Origin of the sequence: Mycobacterium sp. 1164966.3 (assembly GCF_001665395.1) — a bacterium.
In the GTDB taxonomy this organism is placed as follows: Bacteria; Actinomycetota; Actinomycetes; order Mycobacteriales; family Mycobacteriaceae; genus Mycobacterium.
Window position 1 is genome coordinate 1 of record NZ_LZSG01000008.1, and the last position, 25,269, is coordinate 25,269.

A 25,269-nucleotide genomic window follows, 5' to 3' on the forward strand; every position below is an offset into this window, starting at 1 on the left:
ATTCCCGAGTGACCTGCCGCTCGATAAGCCCGTTGGAGCCGGTGGTCTGGAACTGCGCGCGGGCCTGATCCGGCGGCACGGTCGCCGGAAACACCTGTGCCGCTCGGTCGCTCGCCGACAGAGCCTTGGTTTCCACCATGCCGTCGAGGACCCAGTTCCAGCGCACGTCGGCACCCTTGGGATCGACGGCGGGATCAAGCGTGGACGGCCGCCGGATCAGGCCCGCGCGCAGTTCCAGACCACCGGCTCCAACGGGCTTATCGAGCGGCAGGTCACTCGGGAATTGATGGAGCTGTTCAACATCGACGAGCAGACGTTAAACACCCAGGGGCTGCAGGTCACCACCACCATCGAGCCGCAGGCTCAGCAGGCCGCGGTGAAGGCGGTGTCGAAATACCTCGACGGCCAGAATCCCGGCATGCGGGCCGCGGTGGTGTCAATCGACCCGCACAACGGCGCCATTCGCGCCTACTACGGCGGTTCTGACGCCAACGGATTCGACTTCGCTCAGGCCGGACTGCAGACGGGTTCGTCGTTCAAGGTTTTCGCGCTTGTCGCGGCGCTCGAACAGGGTATCGGCCTGGGCTACCAGGTCGACAGCTCCCCGCTGACCGTCGACGGCATCAAGATCACCAACGTCGACGGTGAGGGCTGTGGCACCTGCAATATCGCCGAGGCGCTCAAGCAGTCGTTGAACACGTCCTACTACCGCTTGATGCTGAAGCTGAAGGACGGGCCGCAGGCCGTCGCGGACGCTGCACATCAAGCGGGTATCGCGACCAGCTTCCCGGGTGTCCCGCATACCCTGTCCGAGGACGGCAAGGGCGGACCACCCAACAACGGAATTGTGCTGGGCCAGTATCAAACTCGGGTTATCGACATGGCGTCCGCGTACGCCACGCTGGCGGCGTCCGGCATTTATCACCGACCGCATTTCGTGCAGAAGGTCGTCAACGCCGAAGGCCAGGTGCTGTTCGACGCCGGTACCGCGAACAGCGCCGGCGACCAGCGCATCCCCAAGGCGGTGGCCGATAACGTCACCGCTGCCATGCAGCCGATCGCCGGCTATTCACGCGGCCACAGCTTGGCCGGCGGACGGCCGTCGGCGGCCAAAACCGGCACCACGCAACTGGGTGACACGAAGTCGAACAAAGACGCGTGGATGGTCGGGTACACGCCCTCGCTGTCCACGGCTGTCTGGGTGGGCACCGCCAAGGGTGACCAACCGTTGGTAACCGCCTCGGGTGGAGCGGTTTACGGGTCGGGTCTGCCGTCGGACATCTGGAAGACGACCATGGACGGGGCGCTGAAGGGCACCTCCAACGAGTCCTTCCCCAAGCCCACGGAGATCGGTGGTTACGCGGGCGTGCCCGCGCCACCGCCCAAGCCCGTCGCGCCGGCACCGTCGGTGACGGTCATCCAGCCTACCGTGGAAGTCGCCCCGGGCATCACCGTCCCGGTCGGTCCGCCGCAGACTGTCACCGTCGGGCCGCCGCCACCGGCGCCTCCCGCCGGCCCGCCCGCTGGCCCGCCCGCTGAGCCCTCGCCGCCGTGACCGGCGCTCAGCAGCAGCGCGCCACCATCTCGCCGCGTCCGTTGGCCGCGGATCTGCGGAGTATCGGCAACCGCGATTGCCCAAGCCGCACCGACCCTTTGGGCGCCGCGCTGGCGGACGTCATCGGTGGACCGGTTGGCCGGCACGCGCTGATCGGCAGGGCCTGGCTGATGACTCCGCTGCGGGTGATGTTCGTGATCGCGCTGGTGTTCCTGGCGCTGGGCTGGTCGACGAAGGCGGCTTGTCTGCAGAGCACCGGTACCGGGCCGGGCGATCAGCGCGTCGCGGTCTGGGAAAATCAACGCGCCTACTACGAACTGTGCTACTCCGATACCGTGCCGCTGTACGGCGCGGAGTTGTTGAACCAGGGCAGGTTTCCGTACAAATCCAGTTGGATCGAGACCGACGGCAGCGGCGCACCGCAGACCCGCTACGACGGCAAGCCCGCGGTGCGTTACATGGAGTATCCGGTGCTGACCGGGGTCTACCAGTACGTGTCGATGGCGGTGGCCAAAACCTATACCGCCCTGAGCAAACTCATCCCCCTGCCGGTGATCGCCGAAGTCGTGGTGTTCTTCGATGTGGCCGCATTCGGGCTGGCTCTGGCCTGGCTGGCGACGGTATGGGCAACCTCGGGCCTGGCCGGCAGGCGCATCTGGGACGCAGCCCTGGTGGCGGCTTCGCCGTTGGTGATCTTCCAGATCTTCACCAACTTCGACGCTCTGGCAACGGGATTCGCGATGGCCGGGCTGCTGGCATGGGCGCGGCGCAAACCGGCGCTGGCGGGCGTGCTGATCGGGTTGGGCGCGGCGGCCAAGCTGTATCCGCTGCTGTTCTTGGGCCCGATGTTGGTATTGGGCATCCGCACCGGTCGGCTGCGGGCGGTGGCCGGGACCGCCGCCTCGGCGGCCGCGACCTGGCTGCTGGTGAATCTACCTGTGCTGGTGCTGTTTCCGCGAGGCTGGTCGGAGTTCTTCCGGCTCAACACTCGCCGCGGCGACGACATGGACTCGTTGTACAACGTGGTGAAGTCCTTCACCGGCTGGCGGGGTTTCGATCCGAATCTGGGCTTCTGGGAACCGCCCATGGTGTTGAACGCGGTGGTCACCGGGTTGTTCGTAGTGTGTTGCGCGGCAATCGCTTACATAGCGCTCACCGCACCGCAGCGCCCCCGGCTGACGCAGCTGGCCTTCTTGACGCTGGCCGCGTTCCTGTTGACCAACAAAGTGTGGAGCCCGCAGTTCTCGCTATGGCTGGTACCGCTGGCGGTGCTGGTCCTACCGCACCGCCGAATACTGCTGGCGTGGATGACGATTGACGCGTTGGTGTGGGTGCCGCGGATGTATTACCTGTATGGCAACCCGAATCGCTCGCTTCCCGAGCATTGGTTCACCACGACCGTCCTGTTGCGCGACATCGCCGTTGTAGCGCTGTGCGCGTTGGTGATCCGGCAGATCTACCGGCCTGATGAGGACCTCGTGCGGTGGAACGGGCGGCTGGACGATCCGGTGGGCGGCCCATTCGACCGTGCGCCCGACGCTCCACCCGGTTGGCTGCCAGACGGGCTACGTCCGGCCTTGCAGCGGCGTGCGGTCACGGCGCGGGCTCCCGCCGAGACCGGGGCAGCAGCGTCGGGCGCCAGGAGCACCTGATGCTGGTCGCGATCCCGGTGTTTCCCCGATTCACGGCACTCGACGCTGTCGGGCCCTACGAAGTGCTGCAACGCATTCCGGCGGTGGATGTGGTCTTCGTCGGCCACCAGCGGGGTGAAATGCGTACGGAGAACGGGATGCTGGGGGTCACCTGCGACGCCACGTTCGACGAGGTCGGGGCACCCGACGTCGTGGTCGTCCCCGGGGGTATCGGCACCCGCGCGCTGATCCACGACCAAGTCATCCGGGGATGGCTGCAGCGGGTGCATCCGCACACCACGTTCACCACCTCGGTATGTACCGGTGCTTTGCTGCTCGCTGCTGCGGGCCTACTGGACGGACTCACCGCGACGACCCATTGGCGGGCGGCCGACCTGCTCAACGAGTTGGGCGCGCGCTACGTGCCGGAGCGCGTCGTCGAGCATCTGCCGCAGCGGATCATCACGGCCGCGGGTGTTTCCAGCGGCATCGACATGGCCTTAAGGCTGGTCGAGCTGCTGGTCGACCGGCAGGCGGCGCAGGCAGCTCAGCTGCTCATCGAATACGACCCGCAGCCTCCGTTCGATTCGGGTTCACTGGCCAAGGCCGACGCGGCGACGAAGGTCAGGGCCGAGGAATTCCTGCAAGCCAGGAAGTGATCGGGTCGCGGATTTTCCCCGCTGACTGCCGTCCGGTAGCCTAGCGGGGTTGCCGACGCAGGCGACCCTCCTGCCACGGACAGGCCGTGGCCGCACAGACCAGAGGAGGTGGTGAGGTTTCCATGCGTCCATACGAAATCATGGTCATTCTTGACCCCACGCTCGACGAACGCACTGTGGCCCCGTCCCTGGAGACGTTTCTCAACGTCGTCCGCAAGGACGGCGGAACGGTCGAAAAGATCGACATCTGGGGTAAGCGCCGGCTGGCGTACGAGATCGCCAAGCACGCCGAGGGCATTTATGTGGTCATCGACCTGAAGGCCGAGCCGGCGACAGTGTCCGAGCTCGATCGTCAGCTCAGCCTCAATGAGTCGGTGTTGCGCACCAAGGTGATGCGCACCGACAAGCACTGACTGTCCGCTGTCAGCGCGGTTGCCTAGTCTGTTGAAAAGCTCGTTATGTCCTATCGGCCGATTCAAGGCGAAACCCGAGGCAAGACCAGGTCGGAACAGGACGGACCAGGAGGAACATTGTGGCTGGTGACACCACTATCACCGTCGTCGGTAACCTGACCGCCGACCCGGAACTGCGGTTCACGCCATCGGGTGCCGCGGTGGCGAACTTCACCGTGGCGTCCACACCCAGGATCTACGACCGCCAAAGCGGGGAATGGAAAGACGGCGAGGCGCTGTTCCTGCGGTGCAATATCTGGCGTGAGGCTGCGGAGAACGTGGCCGAGAGCCTGACCCGCGGGTCCCGCGTGATCGTCAGCGGCCGGCTCAAGCAGCGTTCCTTCGAGACCCGCGAAGGCGAGAAGCGCACCGTCGTCGAGGTCGAGGTCGACGAGATCGGCCCCTCGCTGCGCTACGCGACCGCCAAGGTCAACAAGGCCAGCCGCAGCGGTGGCGGTGGCGGCGGCTTCGGCAGCGGCGGTGGCGGCGGGTCCCGGCAGGCGCCGGCCCAGCCGAGCAGCGCACCGGCCGACGACCCGTGGGGCAGTGCCCCGGCGTCGGGCTCGTTCGGCGGCGGCGACGACGAACCCCCCTTCTGATTCCCGATACTTCAAGACACTTCTGAACGGAAAGAAACTAGAGACATGGCCAAATCCACCAAGCGGCGCCCGGCTCCGGAAAAGCCCATCAAGGCGCGTAAATGCGTCTTCTGCGCCAAAAAAGAACAGGTGATCGACTATAAGGACACCACGCTGCTGCGGACCTACATCAGTGAGCGCGGCAAGATCCGGGCGCGCCGGGTCACCGGCAACTGCGTACAGCACCAGCGGGACATCGCGCTCGCAGTGAAGAATGCCCGCGAGGTCGCGCTGCTGCCCTTCACCTCGTCGGCGCGGTAATCGACGAAAAGTTAACGGAGAGTTCGTAATACGATGAAACTTATTCTGACGGCCGACGTCGACCACCTGGGTACCGTCGGCGACACGGTCGAGGTCAAGGACGGGTACGGTCGCAACTTCCTGCTGCCGCGCGGATTGGCGATCGTCGCCTCACGTGGCGCCCAGAAGCAGGCCGACGAGATCCGCCGGGCGCGCGAAACCAAGACCGTGCGCGACCTGGAGCACGCCAACGAAATCAAGGCGGCGATCGAAGCGCTGGGCAAGGTCTCGCTGCCGGTGAAAACCGCCGCCGATTCTGGCAAGCTGTTCGGCTCAGTGACCGCCAACGACGTCGTGACCGCCATCAAGAAGGCCGGCGGGCCCAACCTCGACAAGCGGATCGTGCGGTTGCCCAAGGCGCATATCAAATCCGTTGGCACCCATCCGGTGGCGGTACACCTGCACCCCGAAGTCGACGTCGAGGTTGCCGTCGACGTCGTCGCCGAAGCCTAACCTCGCGAACAGACGCAAAATCGCCCCATTTCGGCCGAAATTGGGCGATTTTGCGTCTTCTCGGGAGCGTGGCAACGCGCCTCGGCGAACCGTGCAGCGGTCATGGCTGGCGAACTATTTCGAACGCGGTTCGAGGCGACCGCTTTTACCGGTGCTTAACGCGCCGAAAATCTGGCCGAAAACCAACACGCCCGACTAGGTAACCTGGCCCGACACGCCGAAGAGATTGTTGTCCACACACAATGTGGCTTGTCGTGGGACGTTTATCAGCAGTGATGTCGTAACACCCCGCATTGATCCACAGGTTCTCCACACCCCGCTCAACACAGGTGCCGACGGATATGCACACGCGATGCACAGCTCCATGAACAACACCTCTTGGAGTACTTTCCAGCAACGTTTAACGTCATCCCGGCGCGAGGCGATGGCAGGTGCTTCGGGACGACGACAATGCGGGCTGCGCAGCGGCCTGCTGAGTAGCCGGTCAATTGAGCGGGGCGGGTGTCGGTGCCGTGACTTACGCTCTTGAGAACAGCTGTCGAATGTATGTTCGGGTGCCTGGTCGGAGGAGGTGAGAGCGTATGGCGGTCGTTGACGATCTGGGGCACCCGGGCATGGATGCCACGCCGCCCAGTGAGGACTTCGGCCGTCAGCCACCGCAGGATCTGGCCGCCGAGCAGTCGGTGCTGGGCGGCATGCTCCTGAGCAAGGATGCGATCGCCGATGTGCTGGAACGGCTTCGGCCCGGCGACTTCTACCGCCCGGCGCACCAGAACGTCTACGACGCCATCCTCGACCTGTACGGACGAGGCGAGCCGGCCGATGCGGTGACGGTAGCCGCCGAGCTGGACCGCCGTGGGTTGCTGCGCCGTATCGGCGGCGCGCCGTATCTGCACACCCTGATTTCGACGGTGCCGACAGCTGCGAACGCGGGTTACTACGCGGGCATCGTCGCCGAGAAGGCGCTGCTTCGCCGGCTGGTGGAGGCCGGGACACGAGTCGTGCAATACGGCTACGCCGGTGCTGAGGGCGCCGATGTGGCCGAGGTGGTGGACCGGGCGCAGGCCGAAATCTACGACGTCGCCGACCGCCGCCTGTCCGAGGACTTCGTGCCGCTCGAGGATCTGCTGCAGCCGACGATGGACGAGATCGACGCCATCGCGTCCAATGGCGGCTTGGCGCGCGGTGTGCCAACCGGTTTCACCGAGCTCGACGAAGTGACTAACGGTCTGCATCCGGGGCAGATGATCATTGTTGCGGCCCGTCCGGGTGTGGGGAAGGCGCTTGCGCTGGATACGCCGCTGCCGACGCCGTCCGGTTGGACCACGATGGGCGATGTCAGTGTCGGCGATGAGCTGCTCGGCGCTGACGGGAAACCGACGCGGGTAGTGGCGGCGACCGATGTCCTGTTGGGTCGCCCGTGCTACGAGATCGAGTTCTCTGACGGCACAGTCATTGTCGCCGACGCGCAGCATCAATGGCCGACGAGCTACGGCATCCGGACGTCGGATCAGTTGCGTCGCGGCTGGGACACCATCAATGCAGCCGGGTCGGTCGCGCAGTGCGCCCAGGGGCAGACCGCCGTATTGGCTCCGGTGCTCCAGGTCGATTCGGTGCGTCGCGTGCCCAGCGTGGCTGTGCGCTGCGTCCAAGTGGACAGCACCGATCATCTGTACCTGGCCGGCCGCGGGATGGTTCCGACCCACAACTCCACCCTGGGGTTGGACTTCATGCGGTCGTGTTCGATCAAGCACCGCATGGCCAGCGTCATCTTCTCGCTGGAGATGAGCAAGTCCGAGATCGTGATGCGGCTGCTGTCGGCGGAAGCGAAAATCAAGCTCTCCGATATGCGTTCGGGTCGGATGAACGACGACGACTGGACTCGGCTGGCGCGGCGGATGAGCGAAATCAGCGAGGCGCCACTGTATATCGATGATTCACCCAATCTCACCATGATGGAGGTGCGGGCCAAGGCTCGGCGGCTGCGGCAGAAGGCCGACCTCAGGCTGATTGTGCTGGACTACATGCAGCTCATGACCTCGGGTAAGAAGTACGAGTCGCGACAGGTGGAGGTGTCCGAATTCTCAAGGCATCTCAAGCTTTTGGCGAAGGAGCTTGAGGTTCCCGTGGTCGCGATCAGCCAGCTGAACCGCGGGCCCGAACAGCGCACCGACAAGAAGCCGATGTTGGCCGACCTTCGCGAGTCGGGATGTCTGACCGCCGCCACGCGAATCCTGCGTGCCGACACCGGTACCGAGGTCACGTTCGGGGAGCTGATGCGCACCGGCGAACGCCCCCTGGTGTGGTCGCTGGACGAGCGGCTGCGCATGGTCGCCCGGCCGATGACCAATGTGTTCCCGAGTGGCCACAAAGAGGTGTTCCGGCTGCGGCTGGCGTCGGGGCGGGAGGTCGAGGCAACGGCTAACCATCCCTTTATGAAGCTCGACGGTTGGACCCCGTTGGAGCAGCTGAAGATTGGTGATCGTATCGCGGTGCCCCGACGGGTGCCCGAGCCCGTCGACACGCGGCGGATGGACGAGTCTGAGCTGATACTGCTGGCCCACATGATCGGAGACGGTTCGTGTGTGAAGAACCAGCCGATTCGCTATGCGTCGGTGGATGAGGCGAACCTCGTCGCGGTGACGATTTCGGCCGCGCACTTCGGTGTTACAGCCGTTCGCGACGAATACCCGGCGGCGCGGGTGACGACGCTGCGGATGCCCTCGCCGCATCGTTTGACACACGGCAAGCGCAACCCAATTGCGGCCTGGCTCGATAGCCTCGGCTTGTTTGGAAAGCGCAGTTACGAAAAGTTCGTGCCGCAAGAGGTTTTCAAAGTTCCCAATGATCAAGTCTCACTATTTCTGAGCCACATCTGGGCGACGGATGGTTCGGTGCGATGGAATGAGTCGATTGACCACGCGCAGATCTACTACGCATCAACCAGTCGCCGCCTGATCGATGACCTTATGCAGTTGCTGCTTCGTCTTGGCGTATATTCCCGCACAGCACGTGTGCGGAAGTATGGGTACCGCGATTGCTGGCATCTATATATCGATCGGACCGAGAATCAGGCCAGGTTCCTGAGAAGCATTGGTGTGTATGGTGCCCGAGGTGAGTCTGCGCGAGAGGTCCTCGCTAAGCTTGACAAGCGAACTGGCCGTCCAGGGGCTGACACGATACCCAAAGAGGTGTGGGCCAAAATCGGAGAAGCGCTGGCTGCCAAGCGGATCACACACCGTGAACTCTCAGCCGCGATGAACTCGCATTTTGCTGATGCGACAAGGAGGTTTGCGCCTGGCCGGCGGCGGTTGCATGACGTGGCTCTCGTGCTTGATGATCGCGAAATTCACACGCTGGCAACGAGCGATGTCTTTTGGGACAAGATCGTGGAGATCAGTAGCATCGGCGAACACGATGTTTACGACGGTACCGTTCCTGGTACGAATAACTTTGTGGCACAGGGTATTTCAGTGCATAACAGCCTCGAACAAGATGCCGACGTGGTAATTCTCTTACACAGGCCCGATGCATTCGAACGTGACGACCCGCGTGGGGGAGAGGCGGATTTCATTCTCGCCAAACACCGTAACGGTCCGACCAAGACGGTGACCGTCGCGCATCAACTGCATTTGTCCCGATTCGCCAACATGGCCAGGTGATCGCCGAATAGTAGTCGCTCTTGTCGATCCTCATTTCAAAGGCCGCATTCTCATTCGGCGTGTCATCCCAGTGTCGCGAATGACAAATAATGACGCGATGTGATTGCCGGGATGATGGCGTGCCGCGCGATTTCACCGATCATGGCTAGGTAGACGAAGCGCAACTTCAGTGTGCCGACCCGACTTCGCCTGCCAGCACTCCTGTCGCTAGATGAGCCTCGGCACGAAGACGTCGGCAGTCCGCAGGGCGAAACCGAGTGGGGCGGCAAGCGCGGCGACCAGCGCGCCTTTCGCGCGTCCGCGCCGTCGTGTAGTCACTCTGGGGGGCAGTGTCGCGAAAAGTGTTGCCAGAGTTGGCAACGGTCGGGCGAAGATTGTGAGTTCGACGATCATTCCCTGCTCGTTGACACGGACCAGATTCATGGCATCTAGCTGCAGTCCGCGCACGTTTCCGCTGAACGTGAACACTCCTGTATCTCCGCGAGTCAGTGGCTCAGTGGTGGACAGACATTCGATGACCGCGAAAATATCGCTGTGCAGCGCAATGACTTCCTCCTTACCTTCAAAGCGGATGCGCGAGGTCAACGGACTCCGAAAGACAACATCGGAAGCAAGAATCGGTGCGAGGGCACCGCTGTCGGCATTTTCCGCGGCGGCGCGCAGGGCAGTGATCGCCGTCAACAATGCCGGTTCGTCTGCTTGGTTAGAACCTGATGTGCGCATCGATACTCCTTAGGTGAGAGTTGCTTCCAATGTGTTCGCGATCTACAGCTCTTACCTTTATGACGAATGGCGAAGCCTCAATCCGACAGACAACTCTGCGAATATCCGGCAGTGCTCAGATGCTCGTGTTGTGAAGTTTGCCGAGTTGGCTGTCCAGGCCGAGACAATGCATTCGTTGCCGGCGAGCTCCTCGACGACACCCACACCATGGTTGCGGTCGACACACGACAGACGTGCGGGGACCGGTAGCTGCGGGTGGTTGGTGTTCAAGCCAGGTTGCGTAAGTCGCGCGGGCCACATCTCGACAAGTGGAGCGCGGCCCGCGGCGGCTTACCCGGCGGTGCGTATTCAGCGGGGACAGGGGCCTTGAAACATACAACCATTTGGTTGTATGTTTGCTCCGTGACCCGGGTTGACGAGGATGGGGTGGACGCCCTATTCCATGCGCTCGCCGACCGCACGCGACGTGACATCATGCGCCGGGTGCTGGCCGGGGAGCACTCGGTGTCCGCGCTCGCGGCGAAGTATGAGATGAGCTTCGCGGCGGTGCAGAAGCACGTCGCCGTGCTAGAAAAGGCCACCTTGCTGACCAAGCGACGCAGCGGTCGCGAGCAGTTGGCCAGAGGCGACGTGGCGGCGGTGCGGTCGGTGGCGTCCATGCTCACCGAGCTGGAACAGGTTTGGCGTGGTCGTATCGCGCGCATCGACGAACTCATCGCATCCGACTCAACCAGGGAGGACTGAACCATGCCTGTCACCGACGTCCAGCAGGACCTCGATAACTTGACTCTGACCATCACCGCGGACTTCGCCGCGCCGGTCGAGCGGATCTGGCGGGTCTACGCCGACCCGCGCCAGCTGGAAAAGGTGTGGGGGCCGCCGACCTATCCGGCGACCGTGGTCGACCACGACCTCACACCCGGCGGCCGTATGACGTACTTCATGACCGGGCCGGATGGCGACAAGTACGCCGGGTACTGGCAGATTACGGCGGTCGACAAGCCGACGAGTTTCGCCTTCATCGACGGGTTCGCCGACCTGGACTTCAACCCGAACCCCGCGCTGCCGGTCTCCAAGAACGTCTATACCTTCGCCGAGCACGGCGGCGGCACGCGCGCGATCTACGTGAGCACCTTCGAGTCCGCCGAGGCGCTTCAGCAGGTGCTGGACATGGGTGTGGTCGAGGGCGCCTCATCGGCGATCAACCAGATCGACGACCTGGTTGCCTCCTGAATAGCGCCGCAGCCGGGCGTCTGCGCAGGTCAAGGATCGCAGTAGGAGATGCCGACGCTATTCGGCGGCGGGATCCGCCAAAACGTAGCCGGCGAGGCTGCCCAGCAATCCGGCGCAGTGCTCGACGAGTTGGTCCGGGTGGTAGTCGAGTTCGCCGTCAGCCCAGCGGCGCAGCACCTCGAACACCCCGCCGACACCCACAATTGCGGCGAGCCGGCCGACCTCGACCGCGGAATCGGGGATGTTCAGGTGTAGCCGGGACTGTTGCCAGACGAGGTCGGCGAAGCTGGCAAGCAGCTCGCTGCGGAGTCGACGCAGGGTGGGTTCGGTGCCCGATTCTACGAACAGAATCCGGGCCAGCCGTGGATCGTCGTGGATCATGGTCAGCATCGCCCGGATCGGGGCTTGCGCCAGCGCGTCTGGTGTGAGGCTCCCCTCGGGGATAGCCGCCACGATGGCGCCTTGCATGGAGGTGCGCAGTTGCTCGGCGACGGCGCGCAGCAGCGCGTCGCGGTCAGCGAAGTGCTGATAGAAGTAGCGCGACGTAACCCCGGACGTCGCGCAGACCGCGGTGACCGTGGTGTCGGCGGCGCCTCGGGTGCCCATCAGCTCGATCGCCGTATCAATAAGACGCGCTCGACGCCCGGCCTCGCGCTGCTCGGCTGTCATGCCGCCATAGATCCGCGCCGGGCTCACGGCCTACAGTCTGTCATTCATATCTGACTAGGCGTAAAGTCAGATGCAAAGCTGCTACTGACAGGAGACTGCTATGTCCAGCGCATCGCCGGCCAAACGCCCTGCTCTGAAAGCCCGCCGGGTTCAGTTCACCCCGCCCACGGGCAGCCGCAAGCATTTCGCCGGCGACGACCTGGTGATGAGCCATTTGGTCGCGATGCTGTCCGCGGTGTTTCCGGAGGGTGAGGACTTTTTCATCCGGTCCGTGCGCAACTATCGCGACCAGGTGACCGATCCGGAACTGCAGCAGGCGGTCAAGGGATTCATCGCCCAAGAGGCCACCCACCGCCACCAACACCGGATGCTCAACGATCGCCTCCAGGAGATGGGGTATCCCACCGCGCGGTTCGACCGCCACGTCACGTGGTTGCTCGCCAAACTCGAAAAGGTGTTCTCCACGGAGATGGCGCTGGCCGGCACCGCCGCCCTCGAGCACTACACGGCGACGTTGGCGGAGCTCCTGCTCACCGACGACCAAATGTTGGATTTGCTCGGCCGATCGGACGTGCGCCCGATACTGCTGTGGCACGCATTCGAGGAGTGCGAGCACAAAGCGGTGGCCTTCGACGTCTTTCGAGCGGTCGGCGGAACCGAGCGGACCCGGGTGCGTGCCATGCGAATTGCCACCGTGATCTTCTTGGCCGAGATGGTTTTCCAGACGCTCCGGTCGATGGCCCGCGACCGCGCGTCCTATGACCCGCGACGGTTGCTGCGAAGCCTCAACGATTTCCGCAAATCGCCGTTGGTGAGCGCCGAGACCCGTCGTCGCATCGCCTCCTACAACCGCGCGGGATTCCACCCGGACGACTGGGACAGCACCGAGGTCCTCGACCACTGGTCCAAAGAGCTCTTTGACGCCGACGGAAATCAGCTCGTTCAGGCGAGGTAGCTCCCGCCTGACGAACCGACGCGAAAGCCTGTAAAACCAGCGAGATTCCGCGCGACCGCGAGAGGCTCGGCCGGGAAATATGCGTATCCGCCCGCGCTAGGGTTATCCAATGACTCGCATGAGGGCGGATGACCGAGACTGCCCCGGACATCGCTGGCAATCGCAAATACGCGCCGTCGCAGGAGCGTTCAGCAGGGCATGATGCCAGACCCGCGCGCCCACTACGACGGGAATGCCCTGGGTTACTCGTTTTCGCCGCCGGCCCACGCGCGGCCCCGAAAGCGATCAACCGCCGACACCGTCGCGACGGTAATTCTGTTCACGCTGCTGTTGCTGGCAATCGGGTTGTCGGTGGCTGTGTCACTGCTGCCGTCCCTGTCGATGATGATGCCCATTTGCAGTGACAACTGCGACAGCCCGGAGATAACCCGTCTTGACCATCAGGTGAAAAGCGGAGTCGCCATGATCTGGATTGCAGCAATCGTTGCGGTTCTGGTGGCCGGTACCGGCACAGTCGTGGCGGGTGTGCGCCGATGGGTGATGTGGATCTGGCCGACGCTCGGGCTGGCGATAGTCGTCGTTTCGTTCGTGATAGCCGGCTTCACATGGTTGGACGCGATCCCGAGCGGTGCGTAAGACAGGAGCCCTCCGGCGATTGCGCGACACGGAGCACGCGGGCTCAGTGCCGCGGGGCTTCGCCTACGCGCTCGCGGGCCTGGGCATTATCGCCGCGCTCGTCCTGACTTTTTGCGCATGTGCGGCGCACGGGCCGAAACCCGAGGCGACGCCGGCAACGCTCACAGCTGCGCCGCCAGAACTCGCGAATTGTGCACCAAATCGGTTGGCGCGCTGCATACCCGGGTTGGCGGACGTCGATGCCAATCTCTTCGATGCCGTCGACGTATTCGCGCCGGAACCAGGATTCGCCGCAGTGCCGCCCAGTGCGGCCCGGGAGTCTGCGCCGGATGATTGCAAGTACCTGCCAAGGTTCGCAGCGAAGGACGCACCGGAACTTGATGTGGAGTACCGGCCGGCCACCGATGCCAATGGAATGCCCTTCGACAATCGGTTCCCCGCGCACGGCGGTGAGCCCGTTCATTTTCGGGTGCTCGCCGCAGCCGAAGGCAATGACCTCGCCACTGCGATGGCCTCGTGGGCGCACCGATGTCCCATGTGGGGCATTGCCCACACGATGGAGGACGACCGGGTACTGGGGTGGCTGGTCGCCGAGTCTGGTGAGAAGCTCGCCCGGTACCAGGTGGGCGACATCGACTGGCAATGGCCATATGTCACGCACATGGCGGCGACCGTACTGCCCAACGGGGTGATAGTTCAGGCGTGGTATCGCACCACCGATCCGTCGGCCGCGTCGCGGAATCACACTCTGTCGCAACTGATCCGCGCCGCGGGCCGGCCACGCCCGCGCTCCGCGCTGCCACCCAGTCTCGCCGACTGGAGCCTGGCCCAAATCTCGACGCTGCTTCCGCCCCTGTCGAAGCAGACTTCCATCGACGCCGGCACCCGCGCCAGCGGCGCCACGAGCAGCGTTCCAGGCGACCCACTCTGGTCGCTGTGCCCGTCGGACGACCATGGCTCCACACCGCGCTACGACCCGCTGGCAAGTTGGCACGACTTCGACCAATCGAAGTGGGATCAGCAGGGAATACCACCCCGCCCCTTCGTTATAATCAAGCGGGCCGGCATTGGCGTTCACTACTTGGCCGACCTGCGGAGAGAGATCGCCACCTGCACCGCGCAGCTGTCGAAGAAACCGGCGGTATGTGCCGACCGGCCGAATAGCCAATTCCTCCAAGCAGATTCGGCGGTCGCCGAAGGCGAGGACACGGTGCGCTTGACGCATCGATGGATGCGGGAACTTTCGGTCCGCGGCCACGGCATGTGTAGCGAAGGCGTCGAAGCCATGAGAGTCAGCCAGGTACGCGGGCTGATCATCATCAGCAGTTCGAGCAAAGGTGGCGTTTTTGGCACGGAGACGCCCCCGCTGGCGCTGAATACGCTCGACGAGCTTCTTGCCGAGACCGTGCGGAGGGTCAAGGCCGCCTAGCGGTCGTCGCCGTCAGCTCAGCGGAAGCGGACGTGCAACGTCGCCAGGCCGAAGATCTTCCGGCCACCGGACTTCGCGCCGACGATGACGACGCCGCTGCGGGTGGCCGGGTCCAGCGATTTGATGCGGCCGCTGAACTCGATGTCTGCGCCCTCGGCAGCAGATACGATCGCCGGCGCGGACAACCGCACCGCGTAGCGGGTGACGGCACCGGGGTCGCCCGACCATGCCGAGGCGAATCCGGCGCCCAAACCCATGGTGAGCATTCCGTGGGCGATCATGTCTGGCAGCCCGGCCAGCTTGGCAAGGTTCTCGTCCCAGTGGATCGGGTTGGCGTCGCCGGCCACGCCCGCATAGTTGACCAGGTCGCCGCGGGACAGCCGTGCATGGTGCACCGGGAGCTCGTCGCCGACCTTCAGGTCATCGAATGACGGCGTTCCCGGCCTGCGGGTCGTGCCGCCCTCGGAGATCCGGACCTCACCCTCGGGCCGCACCGTCTTCTGATAAGCGGAATGGGACTCTTCGATGTCGAGGACGTTGAAATCGTGCATCATCGCGCTGCGCACGGCGGCCTTGACCGCCGGATCGACATCCTCGGTGGTGAGGCCGACGACGGTGGTGTGCAGGGTGTGCACCCGCTCGCCGGCGGTGTCGGTGAACGTGTTGGTCACCGTGATCAGGTCTCTACCGGCAATCCTTCGCACCGACGTCAGTTCGACGTCCACGGAAAGGTCGTCGCCCGCCACGATCGGGCGGTGCTGCTCGAAAACTTCCTCGGTCTGCACGTAGGTGTCGTAACCGACGACCACCTCTTCGAACATCCGTCGATTGCAGGCCATGCCTGGGACCGAGGTGAACGTCAGCGGCGCCACCAGGCCCGAATAACCCAGGTCGGCGGCGGCGGCGACATCCCAGTGCGCAGGGTGATAGTCCTGCACTGCACGGGCGTATTCGCGTACTTTCTCGCGGCCGACCTCGTAGGTGTACGCCATCCGGTAGTAGTGGCCGACCCGCGATTCGATCGCCGACGCCTCTGCTGCTGCGGTCATGATTGCTCTGCCGTTCCGTCGGCTTGTTGTTGAGGCCGACCGAAGCACACTAGCGCGCCGCGGCGCGACCGAACCGCAGCCGACGACCGCGACGATCCACAGTAACTGCGATACTGTGAATCTGTGAAGAACATTACCGTCTCTGTTTCCGCCGATGTGTACCGCGCGGCGAGGATTACGGCAGCCGAGCTCGGCACCTCCGTGAGCGCCCTCGTTGCTGGATACCTCGGCACGCTTTCCGAACGGGACGCGGAGTTTTCGCGGCTGGAGGAGAAGCAGCGCAAGACCCAGGCTGAAATCCGCCGGTTTCGTGCGGGTAATCGTCTGAGCCGGGACGAAGTCCACGACCGTGCGGTTCATTGACACCAATGTCCTGCTCTATGCGATCTCGTCCGATCCCGAAGAGCGGGAGAAGAGCAGGCGTGCAAACCAAATCCTGGCCGCTCGAGACCTGGCGGTATCTGTTCAAGTTCTCCAAGAGTTCTACGTCCAGGCAACGCGCATCAACCGGCCGGATGCGATCACGCACGAGCAGGCCGTCGATCTCGTGGAGTCGTACATGCGGTTTCCCGTCGCTCCGATCACAGCCGGGCTCATGCGGGCAGCTTTTGCGACAAGCCGGCAGTTTCGCATCTCGTACTGGGACGCTGCGGTCCTGGAAGCCGCCCGGGCTATGGGTTGTGATGTCGTCCTGTCTGAGGACTTGAGCGATGGCGAGGACTACACCGGGGTACGGGCAGAGAACCCGTTCGGCAAGACCAGTTGACCCTCCACGGACCACGTCGGCAGCGCCCGGCGGCCGAGGAGCTTACTGCGACTGTTCCCGTCGACGACGCCTCGCTCGGTATCAGCATCGGACGTTGCCGGCTCGGCTGCCAGGCGTGCAGCCGCGGACATGGCCGTGCTCGACACGCGGGATGCGATCGCGAGCTAGGGCGTGCGGGCCGCCAACTCGAGCCCACGGGTGCGGCTGGTGCAGTGAGAGCTAGACTCACCCGGACCTGATACGACTTCACCGCCGGGACATAGATGGATCTGCAATGGTCAGAGGCTGACCGGGCATTCCAGGAAGAGGTCCGGCGTTTCCTCGACCAGAAGCTCACCCCCGATCTGCGGCGAGCCGGCCGTTTGATGACCAGCGTCTACGCCGACCACGACGCGAGCATGGCCTGGCAGGCGATTCTGCACGAACGCGGCTGGGCGGCGCCGGCCTGGCCGGTCGAATACGGCGGTTGCGATTGGACCCTGACGCAGCACTACATCTTCAGTCGCGAATCGGCGCTCGCGGGCGCTCCGGCGTTGTCTCCCATGGGAATTCGGATGGTCGCACACGCGATCATCGCGTACGGCACTGACGCCCAGAAAGACTACTTCCTGCCCCGCATCCTGACCGGCGAGGTTTTCTTCTGCCAGGGATACTCCGAGCCCGAGGCCGGGTCGGATTTAGCGGCGCTGTCGATGGCAGCGGTAGCGGACGGCGACGATCTGATTTGCACCGGCAGCAAGATCTGGACTACCCATGCCGCCGAGGCGAATTGGATGTTCGCGCTGGTGCGCACCTCCCGCATGCAGAAGAAGCAGCAAGGCATCACGTTCGTGTTAATCGATATGACCTCGCCCGGTGTGTCGATTCGCCCACTGGTGATGACGTCGGGCGAGCAGATTCAGAACCAGGTGTTCTTCGATGACGTGCGCGTTCCCAAAGCCAACGTCGTCGGCGAGATCGACGGCGGCTGGACGGCGGCGAAGTATCTGCTGGAGTTCGAACGCGGTGGCGGCGCGGTAGCGCCGGCCCTGCAAGTGCGGGCCGAGGAGATCGGCGCGGCGGCAACCGGCCAACCCGGGCCCAGCGGCGGACGGCTGGCCGACGACGAAGCCTTCATGCGCAAACTGGCGGACGCCAGAATCCGGGCAGAGGTGTTAGAGGTGCTCGAGTATCGAGTGCTCGCGGCGGTGGCCGAGGGCCGCAACCCCGGTGCGTCGTCGTCGATGCTCAAGATCCTGGGCACCGAACTCAGTCAGGAACTCACCGAACTCGCGCTGGAAGCGGCCGGACCGCGCGCCCGCGCTTACCAGCCGCACGCGACGATGCCCGGCGGCCCGATCGCCGAATTCCAGCCGCCCGCCGACGGATACCTGACCGGCGAGTCGTGGCAGGCGGTAGCGCCGCTGCGGTATTTCAACGACCGCGCTGGCTCAATTTACGCCGGCAGCAATGAGATTCAGCGGAACATCCTTGCCAAGACGGCGCTGGGCCTGTAGATGGACTTCAATCTGACCGATGAGCAGCAACTGCTGCGGGATGGGCTGACAAGGTTTCTCGCCGCACGGTACAACCTCGAGGCGAGCCGCGCAGCCGCGAAGACCGGTGCCGGCTGGCAACCCGATATCTGGCGTGGGTTCGCAACCGAGCTGGGCATTCTGGGTGCCTCGTTTCCCGAGGATGTCGGCGGAATCGGCGGTGGCCCAGTCGAACTCATGATTATCACCGAGGCGCTCGGCCACGCACTGGCAATCGAGCCGTACGTCGACGCGGTCGTCGTCGCCGGCGGACTGTTACGCCGCGCCGGAGGGCCGGCCGCGACATCAGTGCTGAAGGACATCATCGCAGGCAATGCGATTGTGGCGGTGGCGGCCGCGGAGCCGACTTCGGGCGATCGTTGGCAGGACGTGTCGACAGTGGCCCAGCCCGACGGTGACGGATGGGTATTGAGCGGCGCCAAGATCATGGCCATGGCTGCACCGCTCGCCACCCATCTCCTGGTTACCGCGCGCACCCCCGGCGCAGACGGAATCTCGTTGTTTCTCACCGAGGTTGGCGCCACTGATATAAAGACCCACCCATACCGAACCATCGACGACCGGCGGGCGGCCGACATCGAGTTCAACGAACTCCGGCTGCCATCGGACGCCTTGCTCGCGGGCCAAGCGTGGCCATCTTTGGCTCGGGCGCGAGATGAGGGCGCCGCGGCGATCTGCTCCGAGGCAGTTGGCTGCATGCGAAAAGTTCTGGCGGACACCGTCGAATACTGCAAGCAGCGCCAGCAGTTCGGGCAGCCGATCGGCCGGTTTCAGGTGCTGCAGCACCGCATGGTCGACATGTATATGGAACTCGAACAATCCGTCGCCGCGGTCTATCTCGCGATCCTCAACCTGGACGGCGACGACACTGTCCGCGCTCGCGCGGTATCGGTCGCCAAGGCGACCGTCGGCCGGGCGGCGCGGTTCATCGGCCAGCAAGCCGTGCAGCTGCACGGCGGGATGGGGATGACCGAGGAGCTGGCGATCGGCCATTACTTCAAGCGCCTCACCGCGATTCAGTACGAGTTCGGGACGACCGATCAACACGTCGCGCGGTATGCCGACCTGACGAAGCCGTAGACCACCCGCGGGTGTGTCCGTTTGCTAAGCGGTGAGCAGGGCGTGGTCGATGTAGGCCAGTCGGTCGGGCGGCGCCTTTTGGTTGATGGTGGCCAGGAAGCGGCTGGCCAGGTCGCGCAGCTTGGAGTTGGTTTCCTGGGAGCGCCAAACCAGGATGTCGAAGGCTCGCTCGGCCGATATTCCATACGCGGCCATCAGGACACCCTTAGCCTGTTCGATACGGGCCCGGGCGGTAGCCGCCTCCGAGAGCACGGCGGTGATGTCGGATTGCACTGCCTCGGTGACGTCGACGTAGAACCCGGTAGTGCCGACGACCGTCCCGGTGTTGTCAAGCAACGAGTCGCCAACTACCACCACCGTGCGGGTGCGTCCGCCAGTGTCGATGATGCGGTGCCGGCTGCTGAAGGGTTCGCCTCGCAACACCCGTTCCAAGGCAGCTGCTACTTCGTGGCGGTCGTCGGGATGCTTGTGCCGCAACAAGAGCTCGGTCGTGGGCTGTACCGCTTCGCTGCTGTCGTAGCCGTGCATGCGCGCCACCGCGTCTGACCACTCCCAGCGCTGGCCGTCGAGGATAAAGCGGAATCTGCCGACTCGCTGCGAGCCGCCGGCCCCCAGCACCTCGTCGATGGCGCTCAGTTCGTCAGCCAACTGCGATGTCCACTCGTCATCTGTCGCTCGCGGCGAACCGTCCTGGCCGACGTGCGGGGGATCCTCCTCCTGAACAACCCCGCTGTCCGGCGACTCATCCCGCCTATTCGACGCCACGTCGTCCTCCCGTCACAGCGACCTTGATCGTCGGACGCCTCAGCAAGCAGCATGCATGTACCTGTGCGTCCCACACGGGATACCCAAAGTCATCCGTGAAATGCGTGCCATGAATGAGCCATCCGGCGCCCGTCATGTGGTCACACCGATAGTGCTGCTCGTACGGATTGCCCGTACTGTAGTGGTACGGAGACATCGTACGACTCAGGAGGGTTCAGCTTATGGCCATCAGCGCAAGTGAAGCGCGCCAGCGCCTATTTCCGCTGCTTGAGCAAGTCAACAACGACCACCAACCTGTGCGCATCACGTCCAAAGCAGGAGATGCGGTGCTGATGTCTGCCGATGATTACGACTCGTGGCAAGAAACGGTCTATTTGCTGCGCTCGCCCGAGAACGCACGTCGACTCATGGAGGCCGTCACTCGAGACAAGGCCGGTCGCGCCGCATCCGCCGGGTACACCAAGTCGATCGACGACCTACGCGAGATGGCCGGCGGGGAGGAGTGAGGAGCATAAGCTTCGATCCGGACGGGTGGAACGACTTTCAGTTCTGGCTAGCCTCTGACCGCAGGACGGCACGCCGGATTATCAGGCTCATCGCAGAGATCCAGCGCAACCCATTCACAGGGATTGGAAAACCAGAACCGCTAAAGGGGGAACTGTCCGGGTACGGGTCCCGGCGAATCGACGACGAACACCGGCTCGTGTACAGAGCAGACGACGATGAAGTCAAAATCCTGAAGGCTCGATACCACTATTGATGTGCGGCCAACGACCTTTGCGGTCCGACGCTAGGGATCGATGGCCAGGCGAGTCGAAAGGCGGACAGTGACAGCTTTACAGGGCAAGATCGCGCTGGTGACCGGCGCCTCGTCGGGCCTGGGCGCGGAAACGGCACGCCTGCTGGCCCGCCGGGGCGCGAAAGTCTTCGGCATCGCGCGAGACGCCGAGCGCCTCGGTGAAGTGTTCGCCGACGTGGACGGCGGTGCTTACGCGTCGGTGGACGTGGTGTCGCCGCAAGCCTGCAGCGCTGCCGTCGAGCAGTGCGTCGCAAAGTTCGGCGCACTCGACGTGCTGATCAACATTGCCGGGCGGCACCAGATGCGGCGGACCGAGCTGATGAGCGACGAGGACTGGGCTGACGACCTGGCGACCAACCTGAGCGGCCCGTTCTACCTGTGCCGGGCCGCGTTGCCGCACCTGCTGGCCCGCGGCGGCAACATCGTCAACGTCGCGTCCATCGCCGGCGTCGAGGGCCAGGCGTATTCGGCAGGATATTGCGCGGCCAAACACGGGCTGATCGGGTTGACCCGTGCACTGGCGGTGGAATACACGGCGGATCGCTTGCGCGTCAACGCAGTATGCCCCGGCGGGATGCTGACGCCGCAGATCGAGCAGTTCAGCGCCCCGGAGAACCCCAACTACGACCTGATCATGCGTTCGGCCGCACCGCGCGGCATGATGCAACCCGGCGACGTCGCCAACGTCATCGCATTTCTTGCCAGCGACGCCGCTGCGGCCGTCCACGGCGCCGTCTACCGGGTTGACAACGGCAAAGGCGCCGGCTGAGCACAAGCCCGAAAACGTTCGCGCCGCCAACGGTAAAGGTTCGGCCACGGTTGGGTATCGCGCGACATGGCAGCCGGGAAGTTGTCCTCCGGTAGCCAACAATGCGGGACATGACGCAATCGCGGGATGGTGCCGGCCCGCAGCGCCCGGCTGCGCCGCGCTCGCGACCGTCACTGCGGGATGGTGCCGGCCCGCAGCTCCCGGCTGCGCCGCGCTCGCGACCGTCACTTCACAGCAGCGCGACGTTGGCGCGTGAGTTTTCGCGTCAGACGTTTCTGCGGGGCGCCGCCGGAGCGTTGGCCGCCGGCGCGGTCTTCGGCTCGGTGCGTGCCACCGCAGCTCCTAATGCCTCAGGCTGGGAGGGCCTTTCTTCGGCTCTCGGCGGAAAGGTGTTGCTACCGGACGGTCCCCAATTCGCAACGGCCAAACAGGTTTTCAACACGAACTACAACAACTCGACGCCGGCCGCGATCGTCACTCCCACCTCGACTGCCGACGTGCAAAAGGCGATGGCATTCGCCAGTGCGCACAACCTCAAGGTCGCACCGCGCAGTGGTGGCCACTCCTATACCGGAGCGTCCACCGCCAACGGAACCATGGTGCTTGACCTGCGTCAGCTGCCCGGGGGAATCAATTTCGACGCCGGCAGCGGCCAGGTCACGGTGACTCCCGCGACCAGTTTGTACGCGATGCACGAGGCGCTGGCCGGAGCCGGCCGGGGCATCCCGACCGGTACCTGCCCGTCGGTCGGCTCCGCGGGGCATGCCCTGGGCGGCGGAATGGGGGCCAATTCCCGTCACGCCGGCCTGCTCTGCGATCAGTTGACATCGGCGTCGGTAGTGCTGCCCGGCGGCCAGGCGGTCACCGCGTCAGCCGCCAGCAACCCCGACCTGTTCTGGGCGTTACGCGGTGGTGGTGGCGGCAACTTCGGGGTGACAACCTCGCTGACGTTTGCCACGTTCGCCACCACGAACCTCGACGTGGTGAACCTCAACTTCCCGCCGCAGTCGTTCGCGCAGGTCCTGGTCGGTTGGCAGAATTGGCTGCGGACCGCCGACCGAAACAGCTGGGCACTTGCGGACGCCACCGTCGACCCAATGGGCCCGCATTGCCGAATTCTTGCGACCTGCCCGGCCGGATCGGGGAATAGTGTTGCGGCCGCAATCATTTCAGCTGTCGGGCTGCAACCGACCGGTACCGAGAACCACACATTCGACTACCTGGACCTGGTCAAGTATCTGGCCGTCGGGAACCTCAACCCGGCGCCGCTCGGATATGTCGGCGGTTCCGATGTCTTCCCCACCGTCAACGCCGCCGTCGCCAAGGGGATCGCCGCTGCCGTCGACGCCTTTCCCCGTGGGGCGGGCCGCATGTTGGCCATCATGCACGCGCTCGACGGCGCCATGGCCAGTGTGGCGCCCGGGGCCACCGCGTTTCCATGGCGGCGACAGTCCGCATTGGTGCAGTGGTATGTCGAAACCTCGGGTGACCCGTCGGCGGCGGCCGGCTGGCTAAATACGGCACATCAAGCGGTGCAACCGTATTCGGTCGGCGGCTACGTTAACTATCTGGAGCCCAATCAGCCTGCGTCGCGCTACTTCGGCTCGAATCTGTCCCAGCTGAGCACCGTTCGGCAGAAGTACGATCCGGGCCGAGTCATGTTCTCTGGGCTCAATGTCTAGCTGTCGAACGGCGCGTCACCCCAGAGTTTCGTTAGGGGCTTACTGCCTGCCTACGATAGCTCCGCGCAGCCCATTGCGCCCTAATCAGGCAATTTCGTTGACTATCAACGGGTTTAGGCCAAGCGGCCTGCAATTACCCGCACAGTGGTCGCTCCCAGTTTCAGCATGCCCAGATACGTGGACGGATTGAGTACGGTCGGCCACACGGCTTTACGGTCCTGCTGATGAAACGGCTGGCCGGCGAATCGCTCACCTAGCCAGCGCAGTGCCATCGGTGCGGACAGCGGATGCAACAGTAGGTGCCCGCAGAACCGGTCTCGATGATAGGCGACGGCTGCGCCACCGTACCGGTAGAACGCGACCAATTTGTCGATGGCATCGACACTGATGATCCTGTCGTGGGCGGACTGCACGACCAAAATCGGTGCCTGAGGGGTCAATTGGCCCACTTTCGTGGCGTCGAAGACCTCCCTCACCTCGGGGAGCTCCCACAGTTCGTCGGCGGACATGTCCACGTAGGTGCCGATGTCGGTGTGGCGCAAACGCCACACGGCCTCAGCTGTTGTCATCGTGTGCAACTCGTCGAGCAACCGCCGGCCTGCCTCGGTGGCATGCTCGTCGACAACACGTTGCGCCCCGGGGAACACATGGGTCAACGCCGCGATCATCAGGGCGGCAAGACCTGCGAAGAACGTTCCGTTCAGATGGCGTGCGACGCTGCCGCAGTCCCCGACTGGTGAACCCAGCACCGCTCCGACCACGTTCAGCTCCGGGGCGTAGTCGGTGTGGTGTTCAGCTGCCCACGCCGAGGCCAAACCTCCACCCGAATAACCCCACAGTGCGACCGGAGCCGACGACGATAACTCGAGCCGGTCGCAGTTCAGCGCTGCCCGCACACCGTCGAGGATGCGGTAGCCGGGCTCATGCGGAGCTCCCCACATGCCGTGGCAGCCCTCATGGTCCGGAACCGAGACCGCCCACCCCTGAGCCAACGCGGCCGCGACCAGCAAGTATTCCGATTGCACGAACGCGCCGATCGGCCTCGCGCCGAGCCGGAGCGCATACGACGGAAAGCATCGCGGTGCGACAGCGTCGATTGCGCACTGATACGACAGCAGCGGGCGTACTTCTCCTGGACTGGGGCCTGGACTGGGGCACTGTGGCACCAGGACGGTGGTGACGGCGACCTCGGGCTCGCCGTGCAGATCTGTGCTGCGGTACAACAACTGTGTTGCGCGCACCCGCTGTCGGATCACACCTAGAAAACCCAGCTCAACCGTGCGTGAGCTGAGCACATCGCCGGGCTCAGCCTGCTGATATCCCGAGGGCGCGCGGTAGAACGGGTCCTGGTCGGGAGCGAGCAACGAATTCTCGCGACCTAGCTCCTCGTGAGGTGCGCCAATCGGCGCCGCCGCTGTCGTGGAGTAATCGCTCATCGTCAATCCCTCTCATGTCAGGTGACCGGCAGCGTGACGGTTGCGCGGTACCGCCGGTACCACTTTTTGTACCCGAGATGAGAACTTTGAACCCACGCGCTACGCCGCCGTGTCGCCCCATTAACTGGTTCCGCCGGGAAGCTGCCGCAGCAGGAAAGGGTCCTACGGCAGTTACGTGCTACCGCGTGCTCTCATCGGGGAGTTGGCGTTGAGACTGGTGCGAACCCGGCGCGTCAGGGTCGTCGTGCTGGTGCTCCAGTTGCTCTTCCTCTTCACGCTGCGCGTCAGTCGCCCTCCGGGCGTCCTTCGGCACCGGCTTTGAATTGCTGCCGCCTGGCTGATCCACGCGAGGCCTCCCGGGAAGTCTGTAGTTGCTCCCGATCAGGATCTCCC

General features: G+C 64.3%; 26 protein-coding genes. 21 read left to right on the top strand and 5 right to left on the bottom strand.

The genetic code is table 11. From position 1 onward, the window contains the following. The 8 genes from A9W99_RS04260 to A9W99_RS04295 all read left to right on the top strand — a co-directional run. On the top strand, window positions 1–1,555 hold a 1,555-nt coding region (locus tag A9W99_RS04260), incomplete at its 5' end, for a transglycosylase domain-containing protein (protein ID WP_253869585.1). Beyond that, entirely contained in the window at window positions 1,552–3,207 is a 1,656-nt protein-coding gene (locus A9W99_RS04265; protein WP_067373937.1) for a glycosyltransferase family 87 protein, read from the top strand. The genes A9W99_RS04260 and A9W99_RS04265, both read left to right, overlap by 4 nt. Beyond that, window positions 3,207–3,845, top strand: a complete 639-nt coding sequence (locus A9W99_RS04270) for a DJ-1/PfpI family protein (RefSeq protein ID WP_067373940.1) — start codon at window positions 3,207–3,209, stop codon at window positions 3,843–3,845. The genes A9W99_RS04265 and A9W99_RS04270 overlap by 1 nt, the downstream gene beginning before the upstream one ends. A gap of 122 nt (window positions 3,846–3,967) precedes the next feature. Further along, window positions 3,968–4,258: a 30S ribosomal protein S6 gene (rpsF, locus tag A9W99_RS04275; RefSeq protein WP_067235043.1), complete on the top strand. Its 291-nt coding sequence runs from the start codon at window positions 3,968–3,970 to the stop codon at window positions 4,256–4,258. A gap of 119 nt (window positions 4,259–4,377) precedes the next feature. Beyond that, entirely contained in the window at window positions 4,378–4,896 is a 519-nt protein-coding gene (locus A9W99_RS04280; RefSeq protein WP_067373943.1) for a single-stranded DNA-binding protein, read from the top strand. Window positions 4,897–4,941: 45 nt separating this feature from the next. After that, entirely contained in the window at window positions 4,942–5,196 is a 255-nt protein-coding gene (gene rpsR / locus A9W99_RS04285; RefSeq protein WP_067235040.1) for a 30S ribosomal protein S18, read from the top strand. A gap of 33 nt (window positions 5,197–5,229) precedes the next feature. Further along, the gene (gene rplI, locus A9W99_RS04290; RefSeq protein ID WP_067373946.1) at window positions 5,230–5,688 is read left to right on the top strand and encodes a 50S ribosomal protein L9; all 459 of its coding nucleotides are present in this window, start codon (window positions 5,230–5,232) and stop codon (window positions 5,686–5,688) included. Window positions 5,689–6,269: 581 nt separating this feature from the next. Further along, window positions 6,270–9,350, top strand: coding sequence for a replicative DNA helicase (locus A9W99_RS04295; RefSeq protein WP_067373949.1), 3,081 nt, complete (start codon window positions 6,270–6,272; stop codon window positions 9,348–9,350). A 207-nt stretch (window positions 9,351–9,557) separates the two neighbouring features. Here A9W99_RS04295 and A9W99_RS04300 read toward each other — a convergent pair whose 3' ends face one another. After that, window positions 9,558–10,073, bottom strand: a complete 516-nt coding sequence (locus A9W99_RS04300; protein WP_067373952.1) for a nuclear transport factor 2 family protein — start codon at window positions 10,071–10,073, stop codon at window positions 9,558–9,560. A 402-nt stretch (window positions 10,074–10,475) separates the two neighbouring features. On the opposite strand from A9W99_RS04300, the gene A9W99_RS04305 reads away from it, so the two are divergent. Together A9W99_RS04305 and A9W99_RS04310 are read left to right on the top strand one after the other, a co-directional pair. Continuing rightward, on the top strand, window positions 10,476–10,817 hold the full coding sequence (locus A9W99_RS04305) for a helix-turn-helix transcriptional regulator (protein WP_067373954.1): 342 nt from the start codon (window positions 10,476–10,478) through the stop codon (window positions 10,815–10,817). Window positions 10,818–10,820: 3 nt separating this feature from the next. Next, complete coding sequence (locus A9W99_RS04310; RefSeq protein WP_067373959.1) at window positions 10,821–11,306, top strand: SRPBCC domain-containing protein; 486 nt, start codon at window positions 10,821–10,823, stop codon at window positions 11,304–11,306. Window positions 11,307–11,363: 57 nt separating this feature from the next. Here A9W99_RS04310 and A9W99_RS04315 read toward each other — a convergent pair whose 3' ends face one another. Continuing rightward, a complete protein-coding gene (locus A9W99_RS04315) occupies window positions 11,364–12,002 on the bottom strand; it encodes a TetR/AcrR family transcriptional regulator (RefSeq protein ID WP_371514917.1) in 639 nt (212 codons plus the stop codon). A gap of 73 nt (window positions 12,003–12,075) precedes the next feature. On the opposite strand from A9W99_RS04315, the gene A9W99_RS04320 reads away from it, so the two are divergent. The 3 genes from A9W99_RS04320 (at window position 12,076) to A9W99_RS27090 (ending at window position 14,995) form a co-directional block, all read left to right on the top strand. Continuing rightward, window positions 12,076–12,930 (top strand): metal-dependent hydrolase, encoded by an 855-nt coding sequence (locus A9W99_RS04320; RefSeq protein WP_067373961.1) that lies wholly within the window; start codon window positions 12,076–12,078, stop codon window positions 12,928–12,930. 201 nt (window positions 12,931–13,131) lie between these two features. After that, entirely contained in the window at window positions 13,132–13,566 is a 435-nt protein-coding gene (locus A9W99_RS04325; RefSeq protein WP_216639704.1) for a hypothetical protein, read from the top strand. 19 nt (window positions 13,567–13,585) lie between these two features. Then, entirely contained in the window at window positions 13,586–14,995 is a 1,410-nt protein-coding gene (locus A9W99_RS27090; protein WP_253869587.1) for a hypothetical protein, read from the top strand. A gap of 17 nt (window positions 14,996–15,012) precedes the next feature. Here the strand turns inward: A9W99_RS27090 and A9W99_RS04335 are convergent, their stop codons facing one another. After that, window positions 15,013–16,044 (bottom strand): fused (3R)-hydroxyacyl-ACP dehydratase subunits HadA/HadB, encoded by a 1,032-nt coding sequence (locus tag A9W99_RS04335; protein ID WP_067373967.1) that lies wholly within the window; start codon window positions 16,042–16,044, stop codon window positions 15,013–15,015. Between the two features lie 123 nt (window positions 16,045–16,167). On the opposite strand from A9W99_RS04335, the gene A9W99_RS04340 reads away from it, so the two are divergent. From A9W99_RS04340 to A9W99_RS04355, 4 genes are all read left to right on the top strand, one after another. After that, a complete protein-coding gene (locus tag A9W99_RS04340) occupies window positions 16,168–16,407 on the top strand; it encodes a hypothetical protein (protein WP_067373968.1) in 240 nt (79 codons plus the stop codon). Then, on the top strand, window positions 16,394–16,810 hold the full coding sequence (locus A9W99_RS04345; protein WP_067373971.1) for a PIN domain-containing protein: 417 nt from the start codon (window positions 16,394–16,396) through the stop codon (window positions 16,808–16,810). Before A9W99_RS04340 ends, A9W99_RS04345 begins: the two co-directional genes overlap by 14 nt. Before the next feature lie 263 nt (window positions 16,811–17,073). Next, the gene (locus A9W99_RS04350) at window positions 17,074–18,306 is read left to right on the top strand and encodes an acyl-CoA dehydrogenase family protein (RefSeq protein WP_067373974.1); all 1,233 of its coding nucleotides are present in this window, start codon (window positions 17,074–17,076) and stop codon (window positions 18,304–18,306) included. Then, complete coding sequence (locus A9W99_RS04355; protein ID WP_067373977.1) at window positions 18,307–19,425, top strand: acyl-CoA dehydrogenase family protein; 1,119 nt, start codon at window positions 18,307–18,309, stop codon at window positions 19,423–19,425. Window positions 19,426–19,449: 24 nt separating this feature from the next. On the opposite strand, the gene A9W99_RS04360 is transcribed toward A9W99_RS04355, so the two are convergent. Beyond that, on the bottom strand, window positions 19,450–20,073 hold the full coding sequence (locus A9W99_RS04360; protein WP_067373980.1) for a PAS and ANTAR domain-containing protein: 624 nt from the start codon (window positions 20,071–20,073) through the stop codon (window positions 19,450–19,452). Window positions 20,074–20,411: 338 nt separating this feature from the next. Between A9W99_RS04360 and A9W99_RS04365 the strand changes: the two genes are divergently transcribed. From A9W99_RS04365 to A9W99_RS04380, 4 genes are all read left to right on the top strand, one after another. Then, window positions 20,412–20,696: a type II toxin-antitoxin system Phd/YefM family antitoxin gene (locus A9W99_RS04365; RefSeq protein WP_067373983.1), complete on the top strand. Its 285-nt coding sequence runs from the start codon at window positions 20,412–20,414 to the stop codon at window positions 20,694–20,696. Next, window positions 20,693–20,950, top strand: a complete 258-nt coding sequence (locus A9W99_RS04370; protein WP_067373986.1) for a Txe/YoeB family addiction module toxin — start codon at window positions 20,693–20,695, stop codon at window positions 20,948–20,950. The genes A9W99_RS04365 and A9W99_RS04370 overlap by 4 nt, the downstream gene beginning before the upstream one ends. A gap of 67 nt (window positions 20,951–21,017) precedes the next feature. Then, window positions 21,018–21,758, top strand: coding sequence for an SDR family NAD(P)-dependent oxidoreductase (locus A9W99_RS04375; RefSeq protein ID WP_067373989.1), 741 nt, complete (start codon window positions 21,018–21,020; stop codon window positions 21,756–21,758). 245 nt (window positions 21,759–22,003) lie between these two features. Continuing rightward, complete coding sequence (locus tag A9W99_RS04380) at window positions 22,004–23,440, top strand: FAD-binding oxidoreductase (protein ID WP_067374143.1); 1,437 nt, start codon at window positions 22,004–22,006, stop codon at window positions 23,438–23,440. Window positions 23,441–23,553: 113 nt separating this feature from the next. Here the strand turns inward: A9W99_RS04380 and A9W99_RS04385 are convergent, their stop codons facing one another. Then, window positions 23,554–24,876 (bottom strand): lipase family protein, encoded by a 1,323-nt coding sequence (locus A9W99_RS04385; RefSeq protein ID WP_067373992.1) that lies wholly within the window; start codon window positions 24,874–24,876, stop codon window positions 23,554–23,556. Window positions 24,877–25,269 lie beyond the last annotated feature (393 nt).